A 23,414-nucleotide genomic window follows, 5' to 3' on the forward strand; every position below is an offset into this window, starting at 1 on the left:
CACGGAAACGCCCTGGTCAAAAGCCTGCGTGCGACCGAATGGGCGGGCGGAACTTCCCTTTCGGACGGTGCGTGCTCAGCGCGCGGCGATGGCGCGGAGGGCCAGTTCGGCCCAGCGGCGCCGATCGGCGGCCGGGGGCTGCGTCTTCATCAGCAACGCCAGATCGTCCGCGGTGACCTCGGGCGCGACCGTGCCTTCGCGGTGCCCGGCGGTGACCATGGCGGACACCGCTTCGCGTGCCCGCAGTTCCAGTTCGTCCGAGTAGGCGCCCAGGTTCGTCGCCGCCTCCCGCAGGGCGCGGTCGTCGTCGGAATCGACGACCACCCGGTGCAGCAGGGCGGCGATCTCGTCCCACGCCCGGCCCCCACCGGTGATGCGGGCGAGGGCGGCATCGAGTTCGCCGACGACCTCGGCGGCCAGTTCGGCCATGATCGCGCCGACCAGATCGGTCTTCGTAGGGAAGTGCCGGTACAGCGTGCCCACCGCGACCCCGGCCTCGCGCGCGATCTCGTCCATCCCGGCCGCCGGGCCGTCCGCCGCGAGCAACGCCCGCGCCGCGCGCAGGATCTCCGCGCGGTTGCGGATCGAATCCGCGCGCGGCTTCCGCACGGCGACCTCCTTGCGAAAAAGCTGAACTTGCGTTCATGATAGATCATGAACGTCGGTTCAGGTTAGAGGACCTCAGGAAGGTGCGCGATGCGACACGGACTTGCCCTGCCGAGCATGGCTCCGGCGGACCGGCTCATCGAACTCGCGGTCACCGCGGAGAACTCCGGCTGGGACGCGGTGTTCCTCGACGATCACGTGCGGATGCCGCCCGGCAGCGGCCTCGAACCCCACGACCCGTGGGTGCTGCTCGGCGCGATCGCGCACGCCACCGGGCGGATCCGGCTGGGCGCCATGGTGACCCCGCTCGCCCGGCGGCGGCCGCACAAGTTCGCGAAGGAGGTGGCCACCCTCGACCACGTCTCCGGCGGGCGGGTGATCACCGGGGTCGGACTGGGCAACCTGCCGGATGACGAGTTCGCCGCGTTCGGCGACGAGCCGGACGCCAAGATCCGCGCCGAGCGCACGGACGAGGCGCTCAAGCTGGTCGCGGGGTTCTGGAGTGGGGACCGGATCGTCCATCACGGGAAGCACTTCACCGTGGACGCGGAACTGCGGCCGGTGCCGGTGCAGCGCCCGCGGCCGCCGCTCTGGATCGCGTGCGGCTGGCCCGCCCGGCGCCCGCTGGCCCGGGCCCGCCGCTGGGACGGCGCCATCATCATCGACCGCGAACGCGGATTTCTCGATCCGGCAGGGGTTTCCGCGGTCGTCGCGGCGTTGGGCCCGGTGCCGGAGGGGTTCGACGTGATCGCCCTGCGGGCGCCCGGTCAGGCCCCGGCCGGGTACGCGGCGGCCGGGGCGACCTGGCTGCTGGAGGCGCGCGCCCCGGCCGGTGACTGGCTGAGCGAACTCGAAGCCACCGCGGGACGCGCGCCCGGCTGACCTACTTGGCTTCGCGGATGATGATGTCGACCGCGGCGTCGTTGCGGGTGGTCTGCTCGCCGATCTTCTCGTCCGGCGGGTAGAAACCGTCCAGGCCGCCGCCGTTCTTCGGGTACATCTCGAACGTGTAGCTGAGGATCTTGTGCTTGCCCCAGGCCCAGTCGTTGACGTCGCCGTCGGTGATGTACAGGTCGCTGGACTGCTCCGGGGTGTAGCCGTTGGTGCCGGCCATTTCCTTGCCGACGTCCTGGAAGCGCTTGGCCTCCTCCTGGGTCATGCCCTCGGTGGTGTCGTCCTCGGTGAAGCCGAACGGCCACAGCACCAGTTCGGAGAAGGTGTGGAAGTCGATGTGCGTCTTGATCTGCTGGGCGTGGGAATCGACGAACGCGGCGACCGCCTTGGTCTCCGGTTCGGAGAACGCCGAGGGGCCGTGGTAGTCCTCGGCGCCCGGGTTGTCGCTGGATCCGCCGCAGCAGGCCCATTTGTAGTCCCAGTTCCGGTTCGGGTCCACGCCTTGGCCCTGCCGGGTCTTGCGCCAGCCGTGGTACTCGCCGCCGGAGATGTCGTACTCCGAACCGTCCGGGTTCACGTTCGGGATCACATAGATCGTGTGCCCGTCCACCATTTCCTTGATCTTCGGATCGGTGGCGTAGCCGTCGGTGAACCGGTTGACGATGCGCAGGCACATCTCCGTGGTCAGGTGCTCGCGCGCGTGCTGGTTGCAGGTGAACAGCACGCCGGGCTTGTTGTCGCCGCCGCCGATCGTGAGCAGGTTCAGTTCCCGGCCCTCGAACGATTTGCCGACGCTGGACAGCTTCGCGATGTCGCCGTGGTCCTTGGCGGCCTTCTGCAACTCCGCGGTGGTCTCGGCATAGGTGTGGTAACCCTCGTCGCCGGACGGGAAGTCCCCGGCCCGGTAAACACCGGTTCCCTTGCTGCGCTGGGCGAGCAGCTGGTCGAAGTCGCCGACCTGGTTCAGGGTGAACCCGTTCGCGCGCAGGCTCGCCGCCTGCTCCGGCGTGGCGACCACGCTGAGCGTGCCGTCCGACGAACCGGCGATGTCCACCCCGGCATTCGCCACCGCCGTGCGCTGGGCCGAAGTGTGCGCGCCCTGCAGGGAGTACAGCCCCCGCGCCGGCGCGGGCTGCGCATCGGCGATCGGTGTGGTTGCGGTGAGCAACGCGAGCCCCGCGGCCGCGGCCAGCGCGCTCCAGGTGCGCCGTCTGGTCAACATCTCGCCTCCGAACGGTCACTGAAATCAGGTGACGCCCAGAGTTCAGTAGTGATTTGTTGCCTACAACCCGTCGATAGTCGGAAATACACTCACGGCCAGAGCCGCTCGCGCAGCCAGTCGCCGTCCGCGCGCCGGTACCGCAACCGCACGTGCCGCCGGTCGTGGCGGGCCTGCCAGAACTCCACCGAATCCGCGACGACCAGGTAGCGCGTCCACCCGGGCGGGACGAGATCCGGGTCCTCGCTCACCCGGCGTTCCGCTTCGGCCGCCGCGGCGAGCAGGTCCGCCGGGTCGTCGAGCACCTCGGACTGCCGCCCGATGAACGCCTCCACCCGGGACGCGAGGGGGCGGGCGCGGAAGTCCGCCGCCGAAACCTCCGGCGCGGCCGGGGCGACCCGGCCGCGCACGCGCACCTGGCGGCCGCGGACCGGCCAGAAGAAGGTGAGCGCGGCCCGCGGATTCGCGGCCAGTTGCAAGCCTTTCGGACTGTCCGAACCGGACGCCACGGACCACCCGGCCGCGTCGACGTCCTTCAGGATCACCACCCGGGCGTCCGGCACGCCGTCAGCGTCCACAGTGGACAAAGTGGTGGCGTGCGGGGCCAGCGCGTGCGCGCCGGCATCGGTGAGCCAGGCGAGGAACAGCTCGTGCGGTCGCGCCGGGACGTCACCGGGATCGAAATCCGGCAGCTCTTCGGGAAAGGAGGGCCAGCCGCGGAGCGCGCTCATCACCGGTGCGGCGGGTAGTGCGGGCCGGGCTGCTGGGGCGCGTACCCGGGATGACCGGGCGGCGCCTGGCCCGGCGGCGGTCCCTGGGGCGGCTGGGGGAGCCGCGGCTGCTGCTGGGCCGCCCACTGCACCTGCTGCCACGCCTCGGCCGGTTGCGGGAAGCAGAACGTCAGCTTGGCGTTGACCGAACTGTGCACCGCCGCGCCCCACAGCTTGGTGCCGATGAACGCGTGCACCTGGCCGGAGGTCAGGTCGACCGCGACCATCCGGGTCTCCCCGCCGAACTGGTTGCCGGTTTTCGCCGAGGCGGCCTGCGCGGCGTCCGGGTACACCCGCGGCCCGACCAGCCCGGCGATGACCACCGACGCGGCGGTCCAGCCGACCGTGCCCAGCACGTTCGCGCGCGCGTGCTGCGTGGCCCGCGCGGTGAAGTCGAACAGCGCCGCGGCGGTGATGTCCGGTGCGGGCGCGGCCACCACGCAGTAGTTCATGGTGGACAGCGCCACCGATTCGGTGAACAGCCCGACGGCCGCCGTCGCCGGCCCGATCTGGACCGAGTTCAGGCGGCCGCCGGAGCGCTGGATCCGCTCGGCAACGACACCGAGGTACTGCTCTGGGGTGAGCATGCGCGAACCTCCTCCGGCCTCTTTCACCGCCGGGCTCATGTTCGCACGTGCGCGGATTCAGTGTGCGGGTTGTGCTTCGGTCGCGACCGAACCGGAGCGGCGGGCGAACACCGAGCCCAGCGCCCAGCGCCCGGGGCCGAAGAACACCAGCAGCAGGAACGCCCAGCAGAACATCGCCGCGGCCTCGCCCTCGTTCTCGATCGGCAGGAGGCCGTCGGGCTGGTGCGAAACGAAGTAGGCGTAGGCCATCGAGCCGGAGCAGATGAACGCGGCGGCCCGGGTGCCGAGGCCGAGGGCGACCAGCGCGCCGCCGACGAGCTGGATCGCCGCGGCCCACCAGCCCGGCCACACGCCGAACTCGGCGGCCTTCGCCTTGCCGAGAATGCCGAACAGGGTGGCCGCGCCATGGCACGCGAACAGGAAACCCACCACGATCCGGAACAACGCGAGCACGTGTTCCCGCCCTTGGGCCAGGGTTTTCATTCGTCCTCCAGCAGGGGTGAGAGGTGTCGCTTAGGGTAGCCTTACTTGCGGCCGACTTTCGTCGGATTGTGCGTTTGGTCCAAATCTTGGTGAAAGTTGAACCATCGAGGTGCCTGCTTCGTAGGGCGGCAGGGACGTGCTTCACTGGCCCTGCTATGCGACCAGTAGTGATCCCCGCCGCGGCCTTGGCAGCCGCCGTCGCCGTGCTCGCCGCCTGTTCCCCGGGCGGCGGGGCCCCGCCTTCGGTCCCGCCCGTGCCGAGTTCCCCGGTCTCCACCGCGCCCGCGCCGCCGCCCGATCCGGAACCCGTGGCCGACGGGCCCTGCCCGTACCTGGAGAACGGTTTCGTCGCGCAGGCCAACGGCCAGCGGGTGTCGAAGGTGCGCACGTCGGCGGACAAACCGCATCCGGCGTGCTTCTTCTACGCGCTGAACGGGAAACCGCAGCTGACCGTCCGGGTCTACACCGGCGATCCGGTGGTGGCCAAGGCATTGGTGGACAAGGCGGCCCCGGTGAACACCAGCAATCCCGCGGACGAACCGCCCGGCTGGCAGGGCGGTTCGCAGGCGACCGACGGCGGCGCGGTGTACGCGGTGGCGAAACAGGGCACGGCGGTCGTGGTCACCACGAACCAGCGGCAGACCGTCAAGGCACGCACGGTGGCCAAACAGGCCGTTTCGGCACTCGCTCTGTAACCGGGTGAGCACGTGCGGGGCAAAATTGATCTTGTATTACCCTGACCACACCGCAGCCGGGGAGGACCTGCGCGCAGGCGTGTCCCAGCACGCCGCGCTGGCGCGTCAGGGCTGCGCAAGAGTTCGTGAACTTCGATCAACAAAGGACAGAAACCCGTGGCTGAAACCCTCAAGGAAATCCTGCTCGACTCCAGCAGGCGTCCGGCCGTCGTGAGCGACTTCGAGGTGCTCGTCGACCAGGAAGTCTCGGACAAGGGCGGTGTCTCGGGCGCGGTCGTCAAGACCGGCTTCGCGGCCGTCAAGAAGATCAAGCCGGGCATCATCCCCGCCGCGGTGGACAGCCTGCTCGACGACTTCGCCGGCTCGCTCGAGCCGTTCTACGCCGACTTCCGCGGCAAGGGCGGCGGCGACTTCGGCGCCTACCTGTCCAGCCGGTCCGACGAGGCGGCGGACGCGCTGCTGAGCGTGACCGACGCGCGCGCCGAGAAGAGCAGCCGCGACAGCATCAAGAAGGTCTACGGCAAGCTGCGCCCGAACGGCAAGAAGAACGTCGAGGAGGCGCTGCCCCGCCTCGGCCAGCTGATCGACAAGCACGCGGCGAACGCCTGACAACGCGAAAAGGCCGGGCACCTCAAGCAGGTGCCCGGCCTTTCGCGTGCGGTGGTCAGTTCTTCTTCTCGCTGCCGGCGGGGTTCGACGCCTGCTGGCCGTTGCGCTGGACCGGCTGCTTGGGCTCCGCCTTGGCCGCGGGCTTCGCCTCGGATTTGGCCTCCGGCTTGGGTTCCGGATTCGCGGCGGCGGGCTTCGCCGGAGCGGCCGGTTTCGCCGGAGTCGCCGGGGTGGTGCTGCGCGGCGGCGCCGGGGCGACCGGCGGCTCCTGCTTGGACCGCAACGCGTAGGCGACACCGGCGGCGAGCGCGCCCAGGCCGAGGATCCACGGCCAGCGGCGGCGCTTGCGCCCGCCCCGGGCGGCGACCTTGGCTTCGGCGAGCGCGGCCTTGAAGTCCTTCCTGGCGCCCTTGAAGTCCTTCTTCGCCTTGCGCTTGGACTCCCCGGCGGCCTTGGCCGCGCGCAGCGCCGCCTTCTTGGCCTTGCGGCCCGGCTTGCGCATCTCTTTCAGCCGTTCGGCCGCCTCCTTGCGCGCCTGCTTGCCGCTGCGCGCGAGCTCCTTGCGGGTCACCCCGGCCTTGCGCGCGAGCTTCTTCTGCGCGCGACGGCTGGTCCTACCGGCGTCCTTCCGTGCGACATCGGCGCCCTCGGCGAGCTTGTGCTCGGCTGCCTGTGCGGCGTGCGCAGCCGCTTCGGCACCGGCCCTACCGGCCTCGACGGCTTTCTTCCGCAGGCCGAGCAGGCCGGCCTTCGCCGACTCACCCACCGAATCCGCGGCCCGAGTCATGGCCTTCACCTCGTCAATCGTTTTGTTTCCTGTCCGTTGCCTGTAACCTATCGTGCCCCTTTCCGGCGGATCTCGCCGCTGATGGCACGATGAGACTCGTGACTGATAGCAATGGATCGCCCGTTGGTGGTGCCCAGAAGGCCGTTCTGCACACCAACAAGGGCGATATTCGCCTCAAGCTCTTCCCTGACCACGCCCCGAAGACGGTCGCGAACTTCGCCGGATTGGCCGAGGGCACCAAGGACTACACCCAGCCCAACGCCAAGGGCGAGAAGACCGGCCCGTTCTACGACGGTTCGATCTTCCACCGGGTCATCGACGGCTTCATGGTGCAGGGCGGCGACCCGACCGGCACCGGCCGCGGCGGCCCCGGCTACAAGTTCGGCGACGAGTTCCACCCGGAACTGCAGTTCAACAAGCCGTACCTGCTGGCGATGGCCAACGCGGGTCCCGGCACGAACGGCTCGCAGTTCTTCATCACCGTCGCGCCGACGCCGCACCTGAACTTCAAGCACACCGTCTTCGGCGAGGTGGAAGACCAGGAGTCGCGCAACGTGGTCGACTCGATCGCGCAGACCGCGACCGGCCTGGCGGACAAGCCGGTCGACGACATCGTCATCGAAAGCATCGACATCGAGCGCTGACGGCCGAGTTCACGCGACTTCGGTAGGTTGGAGTCATCGTGAATCAGCCTCCGTACCCCCAGCCCGGCCAGCAGGCGGCGATGCCTGGCTGCTGGTGGCACCCGAACCGTGCGACCGGCCTGCGCTGCACGCGATGCGACCGTCCGGCCTGCCCGGACTGCCTGCGTGAGGCTTCCGTGGGCTACCAGTGCATCGACTGCGTGCAGGCCGGTCGGCAGGCCGATCGCGCCCAGCGTCGGCAGTACCGCGGCGCGGGCTACGGCACGCGGACGGTCGCGGGCGCCGTGCCGGCCGAACGGGCCGTCGTCACGCCGGTGCTCATCGCGATCAACCTCGCGCTGTTCGTGCTCACGGTGATCCAGGCGCAGAGCCTCATGCAGAACGAGCTCGCGCCCATCGAGCAGGACAGCATGATGTGGACGCCGGGCGTCGTCTTCAACGGCGAGTGGTGGCGCCTGCTCACCTCGGGTTTCTTCCACATCGGCCCGCTGCACGTCGCGGTGAACATGTTCTCGCTGTGGGTGCTCGGCCGGGACATCGAACTGCTGCTGGGCCGGGTGCGGTTCCTCGCCGTGTACGTGCTCTCGCTGTTCGGCGGGTCGGTCGCGGTGATGCTGTTCGACCAGATCGACCGCCCGTCGGCGGGCGCGTCCGGGGCCATCTACGGCCTGCTCGGCGGGTTGCTGGTCGCCGTGCTCCGGCTCCGGCTCAACCCGGTCCCGGCGCTCGTGGTGATCGCGGTGAACATCGCCATCAGCATCGGGATCCCGAACATCTCGCTGCTCGCGCACCTGGGCGGCCTGGTCGTCGGCGCGCTGGTGACGGCGGCGATGGTGTACGCGCCGGAGAAGAACCGGGCGTTCTGGCAGGCGGGCGCGGTGGCGCTGCTCGCCGTGGCGCTGATCGGCCTGGTGGTGTACCGCGACAGCGAGATCAGCGGGATGACCTGCGGTTACCTCCGGCAGGTGTTCGTCTGCCGGTGACCGCCGGTGATCTCAGTGCCCCGTGCGCAGGGTGCTGAGGGTGTCCAGGACGTCGCGCGGTTCGGCGCCGAGTTCGAGCCAGCCGAGCACCAGCAGGACCTCCTCGGCCTCCAGTTCGAGCGTCTGGGCCTGGCGGCCGAGCCGGCGGGTGGTGCGCAGGCGGACCTGGACGTCCGGCCACGGCAGCAGCAGGCGGCCGCTGAGGGTGCGGACGCCGATGCCGTGCGGATCGGCGGTCAGCCGGGGGCGCAGCAGGGTGCCGTGCGCCGCGAGCGCGGCCAGGACCACGGCGGCGACGCCGAACAGCACCGCGCCCGGCCGGTCACCGGCGAGCGCGGTCAGCACCGCGCCGCCCGCGGCCGCGGCCGTGGACAGCCAGGCGACGGCGACGAGCGCCGGACGAGGTGCCCACGAAGCCGAGTTATCCACAGGCTTTATCCACAATGGGGATGAGTCACACCGGTGTAATTCGGTGTCAAGCGGCCGTTCGGAGTAATCGAGTCACTACCGTCAGCGCCAGCGCATGGTCATGAGGAGACCGGAGATCATCAGCGCGAAACCGATCGCGAAGTTCCAGTTGCCCAGCTCCATCATGAAGGGGATCTTGTCGCCCGCGATGTAGTTCACCACGAGCCAGACGAGCCCGAGCAGCATAAGCCCGAACATGACGCCCTTGTAAATCGGGTGGGACGGCCCCGCGGCCCGCACCTTGACCGGCGTGCGCCGGTCGGTCGGCGGGGTGTACGCCGTCTTCTTGCGAACCTTGGACTTGGGCATCTGTCAGTCCTCGCGTGCTGTCCGAGTGTGTCGTCGGCCCGGAAGCGTCCCCGATCGGGGGCGCAACCAGTGCTTCGTGAACACGTTAACGTAATCGAGGACGCGCAAGAACCGGGGCGGAGCCGTCCTTGCTTGTTCGTTGCCGAGAGGAGCTTGCGTGACCATCCACGACGGACCGGATCCGGACGGACGCGAGTTCGTCGGGCCGGGCGGCGAAGGCCCCGGGCGCACCGCGACGACCGGGCGGTCCGGGCCCGCGGGCGCCGGCGGCCGGACCGTGCGCACGGTCGGCGAGCTGCTGATCACCGCGGGCATCGTGGTGCTCCTGTTCGTGGTCTACGAGCTGTACGTCACCGACTGGTTCTCCGCCGGCAAGCAGGCCACGGCCAGCTCCGCGCTGGACGACGACTGGGCCAACGGCCGCCAGTTGCACCCCGAGCTGATCGACGGCAAGGCGTTCGCCCGGCTGTACATCCCGACCTTCGGCGCCGACTACCACTTCACCATCCAGGAAGGGGTCGGCCCGGAGTCGCTGGAGATCGGGCCCGGGCACTACAAGGGCACCGCGTTGCCCGGCGAGCCCGGCAACTTCGGCGTCGCCGGGCACCGGGTCGGCAAGGGCGCCCCGTTCAACGACCTCGACCTGCTGAACTCCTGCGACGCGATCGTCGTCGAGACGGCGAGCGACTTCTTCGTCTACCGGGTGCTGCCGCACGACGACGAGATCAACGGCTGGGCGACCGGCAAGGGCATGCAGCCGAAATGCGCGAAGGTCGGCACGCTGCGCGATCCGAACCAGCCCGGCGGCGGGCCGTACGGCGAGACGGTCGGGCGCAAGATCGTCAGCCCGAACCGCGGTGACGCGGTCGCGCCGGTGCCCTACCGGCCGACCGATCTGCTGCCCAAGGCGTCCCAGGCGGCGCTGCTCACGCTGACCACCTGCCACCCGCAGTTCTCCGACCGCGAGCGGCTCATCATCCACGCGGTGCTGGTCAAGCAGTTCCGCAAGGCGCCGAACGGCGGCGGATATCCGGAACTGCTCAAGCAGATCGGGGAGGGTTGATGTACCACTGGATCTGGCGACACCTGCCCGGGCCGGTGGCCGCGAAGGCGGTGCTCGCGCTCGCCCTGGTGGCCGGCGTGGTCGCGCTGCTGATGTTCGTGATCTTCCCGTGGGTGGAGCCGCTGCTGCCGTTCAACGACGTGTCGGTTCAGTAGTCCCGGGACACCCGGATCATCTCTTCGCGTTCGACGACCTTGACGCGTTCCCGGCCCTGCGGTGCGCCCAGGGATCGCTCGTGGGCGTCCAGGCGGCCCCAGCCCGCCCAGGTGGTGTACGGGACACCGCGCTCGGCGAGGAAGTCCAGGATCGCGTCCGGCTCTCCGCGTGTCGGCGGGGCGAGCGTGCCCGCGTCGGCGAGCAGGCTGGCGATCGTCTCGGCGGCGTCGCCCTTGGTGTGCCCGATCAGCCCGACCGGGCCGCGTTTGATCCACCCGGTGACGTACACCCCGGGCAGCTGGTTCTCGTCCAGGTCGAGGACCCGGCCCGCCTGGTTGGGCACGGTGCCGGAGACGTGGTCGAACGGGATCTCGGCCAGGTGGGTGGACAGGTAGCCGACCGCGCGGTAGACCGCCTGCACGTCCCAGTCGTGGAACTCGCCGGTGCCGCGGACGTTGCCGTCCCCGGTCAGCTCGGTGCGTTCGGTGCGCAGCCCGGTCACCCGGCCGTCGCCGACCACCTCGACCGGCGAGTGGAAGAAGTGCAGGTGCAGCCGCTTCGGCCGGTCGCCCTGGTCCCGGATGGCCCATTCCTGCAGGGTCTTGACCACCATGTCGACCTGCTTGGACCCGCGGATCGCGGCCATCGAACCCTCGTCGAACTCGATGTCCTCCGGGTACACGATGACCTCGACGTTCGGCGAGTGGTCGAGTTCGCGCAGTTCCATCGGCGTGAACTTGGCCTGCGCCGGGCCGCGGCGGCCGAACACGTGCACGTCGGTGACCGGGCTGGCCTTCAGCCCCGCGTAGACGTTCGGCGGGATCTCGGTGGCGAGCAGCTCGTCGGCGGTCTTGGCCAGGATCCGGGCGACGTCGAGGGCCACGTTGCCGACGCCGAGCACGGCGACGCTGGTCGCCTCCAGCGGCCAGGTCCGCGGCACGTCGGGGTGGCCGTCGTACCAGGAGACGAAGTCGGCGGCGCCGCGGCTGCCCGGCAGGTCGATGCCGGGGATGTCCAGGGGCCGGTCGGCGCAGGCACCGGTGGCGAAGATGACCGCGTCGTAGAACTCGCGCAGGTCGTCGAGCTTGATGTCGGTGCCGTAGTCGATGTTGCCCAGCAGGCGGATGCCGGGGCGGTCCAGCACCTTGTGCAGCGCGGTGACGATTCCCTTGATGCGCGGGTGGTCGGGGGCGACGCCGTAGCGGATCAGCCCGAACGGCGCCGGCATGCGCTCGAACAGGTCGATGCTGACGTCGGCTTCGGACTTGTCCAGGATGTCGGCGGCGTAGATACCGGCCGGGCCGGCGCCCACGATCGCGACGCGAAGAGATCGATTCACACGTCTCAAGGTAAGGTAAGGTTGCCCTAACTTTCACTGTGATCCGAATGACGGTCCAGCATGTGAACACCGGTAGAGTGACCGCATGCGCGTACTCGTTGTCGACAACTACGACAGCTTCGTCTACAACCTGGTCCAGTACCTCGCCCAGCTCGGCGCGGACTGCACGGTGTGGCGCAACGACGTCGTGGACCTCGACCGCGTCGGCGAGTTCGACGGCGTGCTGGTCTCGCCGGGGCCGGGCACGCCGGAACGGGCCGGGCAGAGCATGGACGTGGTCCGGCGCTGCGCGGACACCCGGACGCCGATGCTCGGAGTCTGCCTCGGGCACCAGGCCATCGGCGCGGTCTACGGCGCGACTGTGGACCGGGCGCACGAACTGCTGCACGGCAAGACCAGCAGCGTGCACCACACCGGCGCGGGCGTGCTGGCCGGGCTGCCCGATCCGTTCACCGCGACCCGCTACCACTCGCTGACCGTGCTGCCGGAGACGATTCCGGACGAGTTCGAGGTCACCGGGCGCACCGAATCCGGTGTGGTGATGGGCATGCGGCACCGCGAACTGCCGATCGAGGGCGTCCAGTTCCACCCGGAGTCCGTGCTCACCGAGGGCGGCCACCGGATGCTGGCGAACTGGATGCGCTCCGCCGGGCACCCGGCCGAGGAGTCCACAGTGGACAACCTGGAGCGGGAGACCCGGGCTTTGCAGAAGTCCGCCGCGGCCTAGATGTTGCGCCTGCTGGGGGTGGGCAAGCGCTACCGGCGCGGCCCGGAGGTGCTGACCGGAGTCGATCTGGAGATCGGCGGCGGCCAGGTGATCGGAGTCGTCGGCGCCAACGGTTCGGGCAAGTCGACGCTGCTGCGGATCCTCGCCGGAGTTTCCCGGCCGACATCCGGAACCTTGAATGGTCGCCCCGCGATCGGTTACATGCCGGACCGGTTTCCCGCATCCACCCGGATGAGCGCGCTCGCCTACCTGCGCCACCTCGGCCGGATCAGCGGTCTGTCTACTGTGGACAAACAGGCCGCCGAACTGCTCGAGCGGCTCGCCCTGGTCGGCGGCCCGGGGGCGCCGCTGCGCCAGCTGTCCAAGGGAAACGCGCAGAAGGTGGGCCTCGCCCAGGCGCTGCTCGGCGATCCCGAACTGCTGGTGCTGGACGAACCGTGGTCGGGCCTGGACACCGCGGCGCACGGGGTGCTCGCCGAGATCCTCGCCGAAACCCGGGACCGCGGCGCGAGCGTGGTGTTCACCGACCACCGGCTCGAGGTGGCGCGCGAGCACGCGACCGCGGTGTTCGGGCTCGCCGGGGGCGTGCTGCGCCCGGAGCACACCGCCCCGGAAGACCCCGGGCCGCGGGCGCGGATCGTGCTGCGCGGTCCCGGCGCCGGGGACTGGCGCGCCGAACCGGGTGTCGCGCTGGTGACCGCGGACGGCGACCGGGTCGAACTCGCGGTCGCCGCGTCCCGCTGCGACGCGGTGCTGCTGTCCGCCCTGCGCCGCGGCTGGTCCGTGGCATCCGTCGACACTCCGGTAAACCGATGATCCGCTACCAGCTAGCCCTCCTCGGCCACTCGCAGCGATACCTCCCACCGCTGCTGGCGTACCTCGGCCTGCTCGCCGTGCTGTTCAACGAACGCGACTCCCCGGCGCCGCCGGAGTTCGCGGTCAGCGCCGGAGCCCTGACCGTGGTCGCGTGCTGGCTGACCATCGCGCTCGTCGACGCCGAGGACCCGGTGCAGCGCCTGATCACGCTCGCCCACGCGCGCCGGGTGTCCGCGGTGCTCGGCGGCGTGGTCGCGGCGGTGCTGGCGTGTTCGGCCGGGCTGACCGCGCTGGTGCTGGCCTGGTCGCTGGTCACCCACGGCGCGGTCCCGGGCGCGGAACTCGGGTTCGGCGCGCTGGCGCACCTGGCGTGCGCCGGGACGGGCATCGCGATCGGCCTGCCCTGCTCGCGCCTGCTGGTCGCGCGCGCCGGGTGGACGGTCATCGGCGCGCTCCTCGCGCTCGCCGTGGTGGTCCTGGCCCGGCCGATCCCCTTGGTGAACCCGATGCTGCGGACGCTGGCGGCGGACGAGAGCATGTCCGGCGCAGTCCTGCTCGGTGCCGCCGTGTCGGCGCTCGTGCTGGCCGCCAGTGCGGTCCTGGTCGGCGTTCTGGTCCAGCGGCGGAGCTGAGCACCCCCGACGAAACCGGACCGTTACGCGAAAAGCCGCGCACCTCCAACGGGTGCGCGGCTTTTCGCGTAGCTGCCGGATCAGCCCGGGGGCAGGCCCGGGATGCCGATCGAGGACGGTGGCGTGGTCGCGTTGCCCTTCTCCCCGATGAACAGCACGATCGGCTGGTCCTTGGGGATCTTGGCGCCCTTCTGCGGGTTGGTGTTGGTCACCTTGTCGACCTGCGAGTTGTCGGTGACCTTTTCCGCCTGTGTGCTGGCGTTGCCGGTCCAGCCCAGGTCGCGCAGCGCGGACAGCGCCTGGTCTTCGGTCATGCCGATCAGCGAAGGCATGTCGATCAGCTGCTTGTTGCCCTTCGACACCTCGAGCGTGACCTTCGAACCCTCGGCGACACTGCCGCCGTTCGGGGTCTGCCGGACCACCTGGTCCTTCGGCTGGTCGGAGTCGACATCCTTGCGGGTCACCTGCAGGTTGAGCGCCTTGAGCCCGGCCGACGCCTCGGCGAAGGTCTTGCCCTCGTAGTTGGTGACCTGGACCATGTTCGGCGTCTTGCCGACGGTGATCTTGACCGAGGTGCCCTCGTCGACCTTGTTGCCGGCGGTCGGGCTCTGCTTGATCACCTTGCCGTACTGGCTCTGGTCGCTGACCTCGACCTCCTCGATGTTCGTGTCGAGCGTCAGGTTCGCGTTCTTGAGCGTCCCCTCGGCGTCTTCGCGGGTCCTGCCGACCAGATCCGGCACGGACGTCTGCTGGGGTTTGGCGCCTACCCTGAGGGTTACTTGCTGGCTGGTCGGGATCTGCGTGTCCCGCTTCGGATCGGTCTCGATGACCTTTCCGATGGAATCGGACGGGCAGGTCCAGCCGCCTTCGGCCTTCTGGCGGCAGGGGACGGTCTCGATCTTCGGCTTGCCGAAGCCCATCTGGATGAGCTGGCTCTCCGCCTGCGCCTGCAACTGCCCCACGAGATTGGGCATGGCCACGGTGTCGGGTTTGCTGTTGAACGCCCCGGCCAGCCACATGACCATCGCTACCGCGGCGATGCCGAGCACCACCAGGACCGCCGCGAGGCGGGTGCGGCGCTTGCGCTTCTGCCGCGCCTCCTCCTCGGGGTCGTAGAGATCGTCGGCGTATTCGTCGGCCTGCTGGCGCCGGTTGCTGTCCATCAGCTGCGTGCGCTCGTCGTCGGCCATCACCATCGGGGCCGAGGGGCGCTGGCCGGACAGCGTGCGCACCAGGTCCGAACGCATCTCGGCGGCCGACTGGTACCGGTTGGCCGGTCCCTTGGCCAGCGCCTTGAGCACCACCGCGTCCAGTTCCGGGGAGACCGCCGGGTTCACCGTGGACGGGGCGTGCGGATCCTCCCGCACGTGCTGGTAGGCGACCGCGACCGGCGAATCGCCGGTGAACGGGGGCTCGCCGGTGACCAGCTCGTAGAGCACGCAACCGGCGGCGTAGACGTCGCTGCGCGCGTCGACCGCCTCGCCGCGGGCCTGCTCCGGCGACAGGTACTGCGCGGTCCCTATCACCGCCGCGGTCTGCGTCATCGCGGACTGGCCGTCGTGCATGGCCCGGGCGATGCCGAAGTCCATCACCTTGACGGCGCCGTTCTTCGTGATCATCACGTTGGCCGGTTTGACGTCCCGGTGCACGATCCCGTGCCGGTGCGAGAAGTCCAGCGCCGCGCAGACGTCCGCCATGACCTCCATGGCGCGCTTCTGCGACATCGGGCCCTCGGTCTTGACGATGTCGCGCAGCGTCCGGCCCTCGACGTACTCCATGACGATGTAGGGCAGCGGACCGTACTCGGTCTGCGCCTCGCCGGTGTCGTACACGGCGACGATCGCCGGGTGGTTCAGCGCGGCCGCGTTCTGCGCTTCGCGGCGGAACCGTTCCTGGAACTGGGGGTCCCGGGCCAGGTCGGCACGCAGGATCTTCACCGCGACCTCGCGCCCCAGGCGGACGTCGTGGCCGTGGTGGACCTCGGACATGCCTCCGTAGCCGAGCGTGTCGCCCAGCTCGTAGCGGTTGGAGAGCAGTCTGGGTGTGCTCATCGCGAGATGCCGTTCCGTTCCGTCCAAGGTGTGCTCATCATGCCTTGTAGCCCGTTGCCTGTGGCTGAAGACGGGCCCGTGCCGGGTGAGTCTTCGGTGACATCGCCCGGTTGCCGCAGTGTGGTGTGGCCGGGCGGGCCGTCCGTCGGCTCGGCCGGGCGGGTCGACCGTTCGGGCACCGGTCGCAGGGCCGGTTCACTGGTCTGGCCACCCGGCTCGGTGCTGTTGGTGCCGACCTGGCCGGGGTGTCCGCCGTTGGTCGAACTCAGCAGCCGCGGCACGATCAGCAGCGCCGCCACGATCAGTCCGGCCACCACGATCGCCACCACGACCCACAGCACGGTGTGGTTGCGGCGGCGCGGGGGCGCCACGTTCATCCCGGTGTGCGGCGGGTGCATTCCGGGCGGGGCGACGGGCGCCATCGCCGGATGCGATCCCGGGCCGACCGGGGTCATCGGGTTGTTCGGCGGCATCATCGGGCCCGGGGCGTACGCCGCGTTCAGCAGCCCGGCGGGTGTCGGCAGGGGGTGGCCCGCGCGCACCGCGGTGACCGCGTTCGCGAACTCGCCGCCGGTGGCGTAGCGCTGCCGCGGGTCCTTGACCAGGGTCGCCTCGATCAGCGCCCGGGCGCCCGGCGGAACGTCCGGCGGCAGCGGCGGCGGCATGTCGCGGATGTGCATCATCGCCACGGTCACCGCGTTGTCGGACAGGAACGGCCGGTAGCCGGTGAGGCATTCGTACCCGCACACCGCGAGCGAGTAGACGTCGCTGGCCGGTTCGGCGTCCTGCCCGAGCGCCTGCTCCGGCGCGATGTAGTGCGCGGTGCCCATCACCATGCCGGACCGGGTCACCGGCGCGGCGTCGCGGGCCTTGGCCACGCCGAAGTCGGTGATCTTCACCTGACCGGCCGGGGTGACCAGGATGTTGCCGGGCTTCACGTCGCGGTGCACCAGGCCGCGTTCGTGCGCGGCCTGCAGGGCGTTTCCGGCCTGCTCCAGGATGTCCAGCGTGCGCTCGGCGTTCAACCGGCCCTCGCGCGCCAGGATCCCGGCCAGCGGCTCGCCCTCGACCAGTTCCATCACCAGGTAGGCGATGGACAGCTCGTCCGCCACCGTCTCGCCGTAGTCGTGCACGCCGGCGATGCCGGGGTGGTTGAGCGATGCCGTGGTGCGGGCCTCGGTCCGGAAGCGGTGCAGGAACTCGGCGTCACCGGAAAGCTCGGCCTTGAGCACCTTCACCGCGACGGTACGGTCCAGCCGCGTGTCGTTGGCCTGCCAGACCTCGCCCATCCCGCCGACGGCGATCCGGCTCGCCAGCCGATAACGATCGGCAAGCAGCTGACCCGTGGAGAGCATCCGCTATCCACCCCCGAGCGCCGCGTTGATCGCGGCCCGGCCGATTTCCGCGGCCACGGTCCCACCGGTGGCCTCCAGGCCGCGGTTGCCGCCGGACTCGACGATCACCGCGACGGCGACCTTCGGGTCCTCGGCCGGGGCGAACCCGGTGTACCAGGCGTGCGGGGCGGTGTTCTTCGGGTCGTTGCTGTGCTCGGCGGTGCCGGTCTTGGACGCGATGGTCAGGTCGCCGCGCTTGCCGCCGCCCTTGGTGTTCGCCTCGGAGGCGATCATCAGGTCCTTGAGGATCTTCGCGTTCTCCGGGGACAGCGCCGGGTCGCCGGTCAGCTGCTCGGGGCCGAAGGTCTCGATGTCGGACAGGTCCGGCGCCAGCAGTTTCTTGACCAGGTACGGCTTCATCGCGATACCGCCGTTGGCGACGGTCGCGGCCAGCAGGCAGTCCTGCAGCGGGGTCAGCCGCACGTCCCGCTGCCCGATGCCGCTCTGGAACAGCTGCGGCTGACCGGCGAGGTCGCCCAGGCCGGAGGTGGCCACCCGCATCGGCACGGTCAGATCGGTCTTGCCGATGCCGAAGTTGGCCGCGGTGCGGCTCAGCTTGTCCTTGCCGAGCGCCCCGGCGAGTTCGGCGAACGGCACGTTGCACGAGTGCGCCAGCGCGTCCTTGAACGTGGTGCCCTGGCAGGCGGCGCCGCCGTAGTTCTCCAGGGTCACGTTCGTGCCGGGCAGCTTCACGTTGGGCGCGGTGTTGATCGGGGTGTCCGGTTTGACCAGGCCGTTCTCCAGGCCGGCCGCCGCGGTGACCAGCTTGAACGTCGAACCCGGCGGGTAGGTCTCCTGGATCGCGCGGTTCAGCATCGGCTTGTTCGGGTCCTGGTCGAACCCGGACCACGCCTGCCCCTGCGCCTTGCCGTCGTGCGAGGCGAGCTTGTTCGGGTCGTAGGACGGGGTGGACACCATGCCCAGGATCGCGCCGGTCTTCGGGTCCATCGCCACGACCGAACCGGTGTAGCCGCGTTTGGTCATCAGGTCGTAGGCCGCCTGCTGCACCTTCGGCACGATGCTCAGCTGCACGTTCCCGCCGCGCGGGTCCCGGCCGGTGATCATGTCCGACAGGCGGCGCACGAGCAGCCGCGGATCCGAGCCGTTGAGCACCTCGTCTTCGGCGCGTTCCATGCCGCCCGCGCCGTAGCGCACCGAGTAGTACCCGGTGACCGGCGCGTACAGCGGGCCGTTCACGTAGGTGCGGGTGAACTTGTACCGGTCGTTCGAGGGGTCGACCCCGGCCAGCACCTGCCCGCCGACCTCGGTGACGATCTGGCCGCGCTGGCGGGCGTACTCGTCGTAGAGCACCCGCAGGTTGCGGCCGTCGGTGCGGTAGTCGTCCGCCTTGACCATCTGGATGTAGGTCACGTTCGCGAGCAGCAGCACCACCATGACCAGCATGGTGACGCCGACCCTGCGCAGTGGCGTGTTCATCCGGCACTCCCCCCGGTCGCCTCCGGGCGCTGCACCATCACCGTGTGCGCCTCGGCCAGCGGCGCCTGCTTCTGCTGTTTCGGCTTCGACGGCTGCGCGGGACGCCGCGCCGCGTCGGAGATCCGCAGCAGCAGCGCCACCAGGATGTAGTTGGCCAGCAACGAGGAACCGCCGTAGGAGAGGAACGGTGTGGTGATACCGGTCATCGGGATCAGCTTGGTCACCCCGCCGACGATCACGAACACCTGCAGGACGATGGAGAACGCCAGCCCGCCGCCGAGCAGCTTGCCGAAGGTGTCCCGGACCGCGAGCGCGCTGCGCATGCCGCGCAGCGCCAGGATCGTGTACACGACCAGCATGGCGGCCAGCCCGATGAAGCCGATCTCCTCGCCGAAGGCCGCGGTGATGAAGTCGGTGTTGGCCGCGGGCACGATGTCCGGCCGGCCCGCGCCGAGCCCGGTGCCGCCCATCCCGCCGGTGCCGAGGCCGAACAGCGTCTGGACGATCTGGTACCCGCCCCGGTCCGCGTCGGCGAACGGGTCGATCCAGTTGTGCACCCGGGTCTGCACGTGGGTGAACAGGTTGTAGGCGATCACGCAGCCGCCGACGAAGAGGCCGAGCCCGAGGATCACCCAGACGACCCGTTCGGTCGCCACGTACAGCAGCATCAGCACCACGCCGAAGAACAGCAACGAGGTGCCGAGGTCCTTCTCGAAGACCAGGATGCCGAGGCAGGCGCCGGCCGCGATGAGCAGCGGGCCGAGGTCGCGGGCCCGCGGCAGTTCCAAGCCGAGCACCTTCTTGCCCGCCGTCATGAAGATGTCCCGTTTGGACACCAGGAACGACGCGAAGAAGATCATCAACAGGATCTTGGCGAACTCACCGGGCTGGATCCCGGTGACGCCGGGGATCTTGATCCACACCTTGGCGCCGCCCGCCTCGGACAGCGAACTCGGCAGCACCGCGGGCAGGGCGAGCGCGATGATGCCGATCAGGCCGCCGGTGTAGCCGTAGCGGGTGAGCGTGCGGTGGTCGGAGACCACGATCAGCACGACGAGGAAGAACACCAGCGCGAGCGCGGTGAACAGCACCTGTTTCGGCCAGGCCGCGGAGTAGTCGTCGCCGTTCTGCGTCGCGCGGTCGGCCAGCGCCAGGTCGATCCGGTAGATCATCACCAGGCCGAGGCCGTTGAGCAGCGCGACGCACGGCAGGATCAACGGGTCGGCGTAGGGCGCCCAGCGGCGCACCGCCCAGTGCGCGAGGCCGAACATGGCCAGATAGGCCAGGCCCAGCCAGATGATCGACGAGGTGAGCTCCTGCTCCTGGTTGGCTTCCACCAGCACCAGGGCGATCGTCACGATGAACGCGGCGAACGCGAGCATCAGCAGTTCGGTGCCGCGGCGGGTGGGGAGTTCGCGCGGTGGGTTGGTCTGGTACTGGCTGGCCAGCGAGTCCGGGATGGGCTGGCCCATCAGCGACCGCCACCCGTGCCGGGCGTCTGGCCGCAGTCCCCTCCTGGCTGCTGCTGGGGCGCGGGCGGTGCGCTGCTCGCGTCACTGGGATTGGCGAACCCGTCGCCCGGGACGCCCGGCGGCGGGGAGCTCGGCGGAGTGGTTTCCTGCTGCGGAGCGCAGTCGAGCACGTTGTTCTTGCGCAGGGTGCTGATGTAGTCCCGGGCCTGGTTCAGGTCGTCGCGCTTGACGCCGTTGCCGACCGCGGTGCGCGCGGTCTCCTGCAACTGGCTGACCAGCAGCGGTTTGCACAGGGTCATCCCTGGTGCGCAGGAACCTTCGGCCTGCTGGTGCAGATCGATGCCGAGGATGCTGCCGGGAACGCCGCGGAAGACGACCACCTCGTCGTTCGCGCCCTTGCCCACGTAGTACTGGCTGAGCACGAAGTAGCGGGTGGTGATACCGGCCGCGGCCAGCACGACGAGCGCCAGGAAGATGCCGACCAGCCAGCGGAACCGCTTACGGCGTTTGGCTTTTGGGTCCGGCTGCGGCTCGATCTGCTCGGGCCGGGGCGCCGGGGGCGGCGCGGTGAGCGCGCGGGCCCGGGCCGCGGGGGAGTCGCCCTGGTGCTGTTCGTCGCTGCCGTCGCCCGCGGCGCCGCCGACGATCGGCGCGTCCTCGCCGAAGTCCACGTCCACCACGTCGGCGACGATCACCGTGACGTTGTCCGTGCCGCCGCCCTTGAGCGCCAGCTCGATCATCCGGTCCGCGCAGTCCTGCGGATCGGGGATCTGGATCGCCTCGGCGAGGGTCTCGTTGCTGACCATGCCGGACAGCCCGTCCGAGCAGATCAGGTAGCGGTCGCCGGCGCGGGCCTCGCGCACGGTCAGGCTCGGTTCGACCTCGTGCCCGGTCAACGCCTTGAGCAGCAGCGAACGCTGCGGGTGGGTCGCCGCCTCGGCCTCGGTGATCCGGCCCTGCTCGAGCAGCTCGTTGACGAAGCTGTCGTCGCGGGTGATCTGGGTGAACTGGCCACCCCGGTAGAGGTAGGCGCGGGAGTCGCCGACGTGGACCATGCCCAGGCGCGAACCGGAGAACAGCACCGCGGTGAGCGTGGTGCCCATCCCGTCGAGGTCCGGGTCGTTGGCCACCAGTTCGGCGATCGCGCCGTTCCCGTTGGCCACCGCTTCGCGGAGCTGGGAAAGCAGATCGTCGCCGGGTTCGTCGTCGTCGAGCGGGGCGAGGGACGCGATGACCACCTTGCTGGCCACCTCACCGGCGGCATGACCGCCCATGCCGTCGGCGAGTGCGAGCAGGCGGGGACCCGCGTACACCGAGTCCTGGTTGCTCGAACGCACCAGGCCACGGTCGCTGCGGGCCGCGTAGCGAAGGACGAGTGTCATGGGCGAAGCTCGATCACCGTCTTGCCGATCCGGATGGGGACCCCGAGCGGAACTCGGAGGGGTGCAGTGACCTTAGCCCGGTCGAGGTATGTCCCGTTCGTCGAGCCCAAATCTTCTACGTACCAATCCGTGCCGCGCAACGACAACCGGGCATGCCGGGTCGACGCGTAGTCGTCGTCCAGGACCAGGGTCGAGTCGTCCGCGCGGCCGATCATGATCGGCCGCCCGTCCAGGGCGATCCGGGTGCCGGCCAGCGCGCCGTGCGTCACGATGAGCTGGCGCGGGGTCTTACCGCCCCCGCGTGCTTTCTTCTCCTTGTTCCGCCGGAAACTCGGCACCGCGACCCGCAGGCCGGATGCCGCGTAGAGATCGGACCGGACCACCCGCAGGGCGGCCAGCACGAACAGCCAGAGCAGGATGAGAAACCCGACCCTGGTGAGTTGAACGACCAGCTCTGGCACTTGTTGTGTCAGCTCCCGCCTGTCCGCGCCCCACCCCACGACGCCGGTTCGCCGCGGGACCCCCACAGGTAATTCTGCGGGACGCCCCGATCGGCCCTCGCGCTGGCCCCGGAACGGCGGGGTGGTCGCCGCTCCGGCTCAGCCCTGCGTCCGGAACACCAGGGACGAATGCCCCACGCGGATCACGTCGCCGTCGGCCAGCTGCCAGGTCTGCACCGGGGTGCCGTTGACCGTGGTGCCGTTCGTCGACCCGATGTCCGCGAGGGTCGCGCTCTGCCCGTCCCAGGTGATCTCCAGGTGCCGCCGGGAAACCCCGGTGTCCGGCAGGCGGAAGTCGGCGTCCTGCCCGCGGCCCACCACGTTCCCGCCCTGCTTGAGCGAGTAGGTGCGGTTCGAACCGTCGTCGAGCTGCAGGCTCGCGGCGAGCTGGCGGTTGCCGCCCTGCACCGCCGGCGGGGCGTAACCCTGCTGCGCATAGGGGTCCGGCGCGGCCTGCGGCGGCGCGTAGCCACCCGGCTGCTGGCCGCCGTACTGGTCGTAACCGGGCTGGCCGCCGCCGTACTGGTCGTACCCCGGCTGGCCACCGCCGTAGCCGCCTTGGTCGTAGCCCGGCTGTGGAGCGCCGCCGCCGTAGCCGCCTTGGTCGTACCCCGGCTGCGGGGCGCCGCCGCCATAACCGCCCTGGTCGTAACCGGGCTGGCCGCCGTAGCCGCCTTGGTCGTAGCCCGGCTGGCCGCCGCCGTACTGGTCATAACCCGGTTGACCGCCGCCGTAGCCGCCTTGGTCGTAGCCCGGCTGCGGAGCGCCGCCGCCGTACTGGTCGTACCCCGGCTGGCCACCGCCGTAGCCGCCCTGGTCGTACCCGGGTTGTCCCTGCTGTCCGTAGCCGTACTGGCCCTGCTGGCCGTACGGGTCACCCTGGTCGTATTGGCCGTAGCCGGGGGGCTGGCTCATTGCTGGGTCTCCTGCGTTGCTGGGTCGTGCTGACCGTCCTGAACCGGTGACGTCGCTGGCTTTGACGTCGGGGTCGACGGACGAGCGGGTCTTGAACTGTCCAGTATGCAGCGCCTCGTTGCGCTCGAGCGAAACTACGACGTCACCATAGGTGTCCCAGCCGTGCTCGGCGAGGTGTTCCGCCACTGCTTCCGCGAGTACTCGGGTGACGCGTTGTTCATCGCCGGCCATACGGTCGTGATCGGCCTGCCCCAAGGACACGATGTAGTGATTCGGGGCGAGCTGACGGCCGCCTGCCAGCTCACGAACGTTGTCCTCACTCTCACGCTCCAGCGCCTGCGCCACTTCCTGCGTGACGACGTTGCCACCGAACATCCGCGCGAAGGTATTGCCCACCAGGTGCTCAAGGCGCCGATCAAAGCGCTCAACGCGGCCCACCTGGACAACTCCTCCTTACGCGTGTGCTTCCGCACTCG

26 protein-coding genes are annotated in these 23,414 nt (G+C 70.1%); 10 read left to right on the top strand and 16 right to left on the bottom strand.

The genetic code is table 11. The features are described 5' to 3' along the window. Positions 1–75 precede the first annotated feature (75 nt). Positions 76–609 carry a TetR/AcrR family transcriptional regulator gene (locus FXO23_RS01625; protein WP_158879737.1) on the bottom strand — a complete coding sequence of 178 codons (534 nt, stop codon included), beginning with the start codon at positions 607–609 and terminating at the stop codon, positions 76–78. 87 nt (positions 610–696) lie between these two features. Here FXO23_RS01625 and FXO23_RS01630 point away from each other — a divergent pair, with 87 nt between their 5' ends. Beyond that, positions 697–1,488: an LLM class flavin-dependent oxidoreductase gene (locus FXO23_RS01630; RefSeq protein ID WP_158879740.1), complete on the top strand. Its 792-nt coding sequence runs from the start codon at positions 697–699 to the stop codon at positions 1,486–1,488. Between the two features lies 1 nt (position 1,489). Here the strand turns inward: FXO23_RS01630 and FXO23_RS01635 are convergent, their stop codons facing one another. The 4 genes from FXO23_RS01635 to FXO23_RS01650 form a co-directional block, all read right to left on the bottom strand. After that, positions 1,490–2,722 (bottom strand): M14 family metallopeptidase, encoded by a 1,233-nt coding sequence (locus tag FXO23_RS01635; RefSeq protein WP_158879743.1) that lies wholly within the window; start codon positions 2,720–2,722, stop codon positions 1,490–1,492. A gap of 89 nt (positions 2,723–2,811) precedes the next feature. Then, a complete protein-coding gene (locus FXO23_RS01640) occupies positions 2,812–3,450 on the bottom strand; it encodes a pyridoxine/pyridoxamine 5'-phosphate oxidase (protein WP_158880101.1) in 639 nt (212 codons plus the stop codon). Then, the gene (locus FXO23_RS01645; protein ID WP_158879746.1) at positions 3,450–4,076 is read right to left on the bottom strand and encodes a hypothetical protein; all 627 of its coding nucleotides are present in this window, start codon (positions 4,074–4,076) and stop codon (positions 3,450–3,452) included. The genes FXO23_RS01640 and FXO23_RS01645 overlap by 1 nt, the downstream gene beginning before the upstream one ends. A 57-nt stretch (positions 4,077–4,133) precedes the next feature. Continuing rightward, positions 4,134–4,559: a DoxX family protein gene (locus FXO23_RS01650; protein ID WP_158879749.1), complete on the bottom strand. Its 426-nt coding sequence runs from the start codon at positions 4,557–4,559 to the stop codon at positions 4,134–4,136. Between the two features lie 155 nt (positions 4,560–4,714). Here FXO23_RS01650 and FXO23_RS01655 point away from each other — a divergent pair, with 155 nt between their 5' ends. Together FXO23_RS01655 and FXO23_RS01660 are read left to right on the top strand one after the other, a co-directional pair. Further along, positions 4,715–5,254: a DUF2020 domain-containing protein gene (locus FXO23_RS01655; RefSeq protein ID WP_158879752.1), complete on the top strand. Its 540-nt coding sequence runs from the start codon at positions 4,715–4,717 to the stop codon at positions 5,252–5,254. 156 nt (positions 5,255–5,410) lie between these two features. Beyond that, positions 5,411–5,863: a DUF6918 family protein gene (locus FXO23_RS01660; protein ID WP_158879754.1), complete on the top strand. Its 453-nt coding sequence runs from the start codon at positions 5,411–5,413 to the stop codon at positions 5,861–5,863. 55 nt (positions 5,864–5,918) lie between these two features. Here FXO23_RS01660 and FXO23_RS01665 read toward each other — a convergent pair whose 3' ends face one another. Beyond that, positions 5,919–6,650 carry a hypothetical protein gene (locus tag FXO23_RS01665; protein WP_158879757.1) on the bottom strand — a complete coding sequence of 244 codons (732 nt, stop codon included), beginning with the start codon at positions 6,648–6,650 and terminating at the stop codon, positions 5,919–5,921. An 89-nt stretch (positions 6,651–6,739) separates the two neighbouring features. Here FXO23_RS01665 and FXO23_RS01670 point away from each other — a divergent pair, with 89 nt between their 5' ends. After that, positions 6,740–7,294 carry a peptidylprolyl isomerase gene (locus FXO23_RS01670; protein WP_158879760.1) on the top strand — a complete coding sequence of 185 codons (555 nt, stop codon included), beginning with the start codon at positions 6,740–6,742 and terminating at the stop codon, positions 7,292–7,294. A 38-nt stretch (positions 7,295–7,332) separates the two neighbouring features. After that, positions 7,333–8,277 (top strand): rhomboid family intramembrane serine protease, encoded by a 945-nt coding sequence (locus FXO23_RS01675; protein ID WP_246256817.1) that lies wholly within the window; start codon positions 7,333–7,335, stop codon positions 8,275–8,277. A gap of 12 nt (positions 8,278–8,289) precedes the next feature. Here the strand turns inward: FXO23_RS01675 and FXO23_RS01680 are convergent, their stop codons facing one another. Both FXO23_RS01680 and crgA read right to left on the bottom strand, forming a co-directional pair. Further along, a complete protein-coding gene (locus tag FXO23_RS01680; RefSeq protein WP_158879763.1) occupies positions 8,290–8,706 on the bottom strand; it encodes a PH domain-containing protein in 417 nt (138 codons plus the stop codon). An 81-nt stretch (positions 8,707–8,787) separates the two neighbouring features. Further along, the gene (crgA, locus tag FXO23_RS01685; protein ID WP_158879777.1) at positions 8,788–9,054 is read right to left on the bottom strand and encodes a cell division protein CrgA; all 267 of its coding nucleotides are present in this window, start codon (positions 9,052–9,054) and stop codon (positions 8,788–8,790) included. Between the two features lie 157 nt (positions 9,055–9,211). Here crgA and FXO23_RS01690 point away from each other — a divergent pair, with 157 nt between their 5' ends. Next, positions 9,212–10,117, top strand: a complete 906-nt coding sequence (locus tag FXO23_RS01690) for a class E sortase (RefSeq protein WP_158879780.1) — start codon at positions 9,212–9,214, stop codon at positions 10,115–10,117. After that, positions 10,117–10,272, top strand: coding sequence for a hypothetical protein (locus FXO23_RS50690; protein ID WP_179956644.1), 156 nt, complete (start codon positions 10,117–10,119; stop codon positions 10,270–10,272). The genes FXO23_RS01690 and FXO23_RS50690 overlap by 1 nt, the downstream gene beginning before the upstream one ends. Here FXO23_RS50690 and FXO23_RS01695 read toward each other — a convergent pair. Then, positions 10,266–11,585, bottom strand: coding sequence for an FAD-dependent oxidoreductase (locus FXO23_RS01695; RefSeq protein WP_158880107.1), 1,320 nt, complete (start codon positions 11,583–11,585; stop codon positions 10,266–10,268). The two genes, FXO23_RS50690 and FXO23_RS01695, sit on opposite strands and share 7 nt — an antisense overlap. A gap of 112 nt (positions 11,586–11,697) precedes the next feature. On the opposite strand from FXO23_RS01695, the gene FXO23_RS01700 reads away from it, so the two are divergent. Genes FXO23_RS01700 through FXO23_RS01710 form a run of 3 tightly spaced genes read left to right on the top strand, consistent with a single transcriptional unit; the run spans position 11,698 to position 13,787 of the window. Further along, entirely contained in the window at positions 11,698–12,339 is a 642-nt protein-coding gene (locus FXO23_RS01700; RefSeq protein WP_158879782.1) for an aminodeoxychorismate/anthranilate synthase component II, read from the top strand. Continuing rightward, positions 12,340–13,155: an ATP-binding cassette domain-containing protein gene (locus FXO23_RS01705; RefSeq protein ID WP_158879785.1), complete on the top strand. Its 816-nt coding sequence runs from the start codon at positions 12,340–12,342 to the stop codon at positions 13,153–13,155. Beyond that, a complete protein-coding gene (locus FXO23_RS01710) occupies positions 13,152–13,787 on the top strand; it encodes a hypothetical protein (RefSeq protein WP_158879788.1) in 636 nt (211 codons plus the stop codon). Before FXO23_RS01705 ends, FXO23_RS01710 begins: the two co-directional genes overlap by 4 nt. 80 nt (positions 13,788–13,867) lie before the next feature. Here the strand turns inward: FXO23_RS01710 and pknB are convergent, their stop codons facing one another. From pknB to FXO23_RS01745, 7 genes are all read right to left on the bottom strand, one after another. Then, on the bottom strand, positions 13,868–15,838 hold the full coding sequence (gene pknB / locus FXO23_RS01715; protein WP_158879791.1) for a Stk1 family PASTA domain-containing Ser/Thr kinase: 1,971 nt from the start codon (positions 15,836–15,838) through the stop codon (positions 13,868–13,870). Beyond that, entirely contained in the window at positions 15,835–17,193 is a 1,359-nt protein-coding gene (locus FXO23_RS01720; RefSeq protein ID WP_158879794.1) for a serine/threonine-protein kinase, read from the bottom strand. The genes pknB and FXO23_RS01720 overlap by 4 nt, the downstream gene beginning before the upstream one ends. A gap of 3 nt (positions 17,194–17,196) precedes the next feature. Beyond that, on the bottom strand, positions 17,197–18,669 hold the full coding sequence (locus FXO23_RS01725) for a peptidoglycan D,D-transpeptidase FtsI family protein (RefSeq protein ID WP_158879797.1): 1,473 nt from the start codon (positions 18,667–18,669) through the stop codon (positions 17,197–17,199). Beyond that, on the bottom strand, positions 18,666–20,141 hold the full coding sequence (locus tag FXO23_RS01730; protein WP_158879800.1) for an FtsW/RodA/SpoVE family cell cycle protein: 1,476 nt from the start codon (positions 20,139–20,141) through the stop codon (positions 18,666–18,668). Before FXO23_RS01730 ends, FXO23_RS01725 begins: the two co-directional genes overlap by 4 nt. Then, the gene (locus tag FXO23_RS01735; protein WP_158879803.1) at positions 20,141–21,523 is read right to left on the bottom strand and encodes a PP2C family protein-serine/threonine phosphatase; all 1,383 of its coding nucleotides are present in this window, start codon (positions 21,521–21,523) and stop codon (positions 20,141–20,143) included. The genes FXO23_RS01730 and FXO23_RS01735 overlap by 1 nt, the downstream gene beginning before the upstream one ends. Continuing rightward, the gene (locus FXO23_RS01740) at positions 21,520–21,984 is read right to left on the bottom strand and encodes an FHA domain-containing protein FhaB/FipA (protein WP_158879805.1); all 465 of its coding nucleotides are present in this window, start codon (positions 21,982–21,984) and stop codon (positions 21,520–21,522) included. The genes FXO23_RS01735 and FXO23_RS01740 overlap by 4 nt, the downstream gene beginning before the upstream one ends. 138 nt (positions 21,985–22,122) lie before the next feature. Beyond that, positions 22,123–23,376: an FHA domain-containing protein gene (locus tag FXO23_RS01745; RefSeq protein WP_158879808.1), complete on the bottom strand. Its 1,254-nt coding sequence runs from the start codon at positions 23,374–23,376 to the stop codon at positions 22,123–22,125. Positions 23,377–23,414: the final 38 nt, after the last annotated feature.

This window comes from Amycolatopsis anabasis (assembly GCF_009765355.1).
Taxonomy (GTDB): domain Bacteria; phylum Actinomycetota; class Actinomycetes; order Mycobacteriales; family Pseudonocardiaceae; genus Amycolatopsis; species Amycolatopsis anabasis.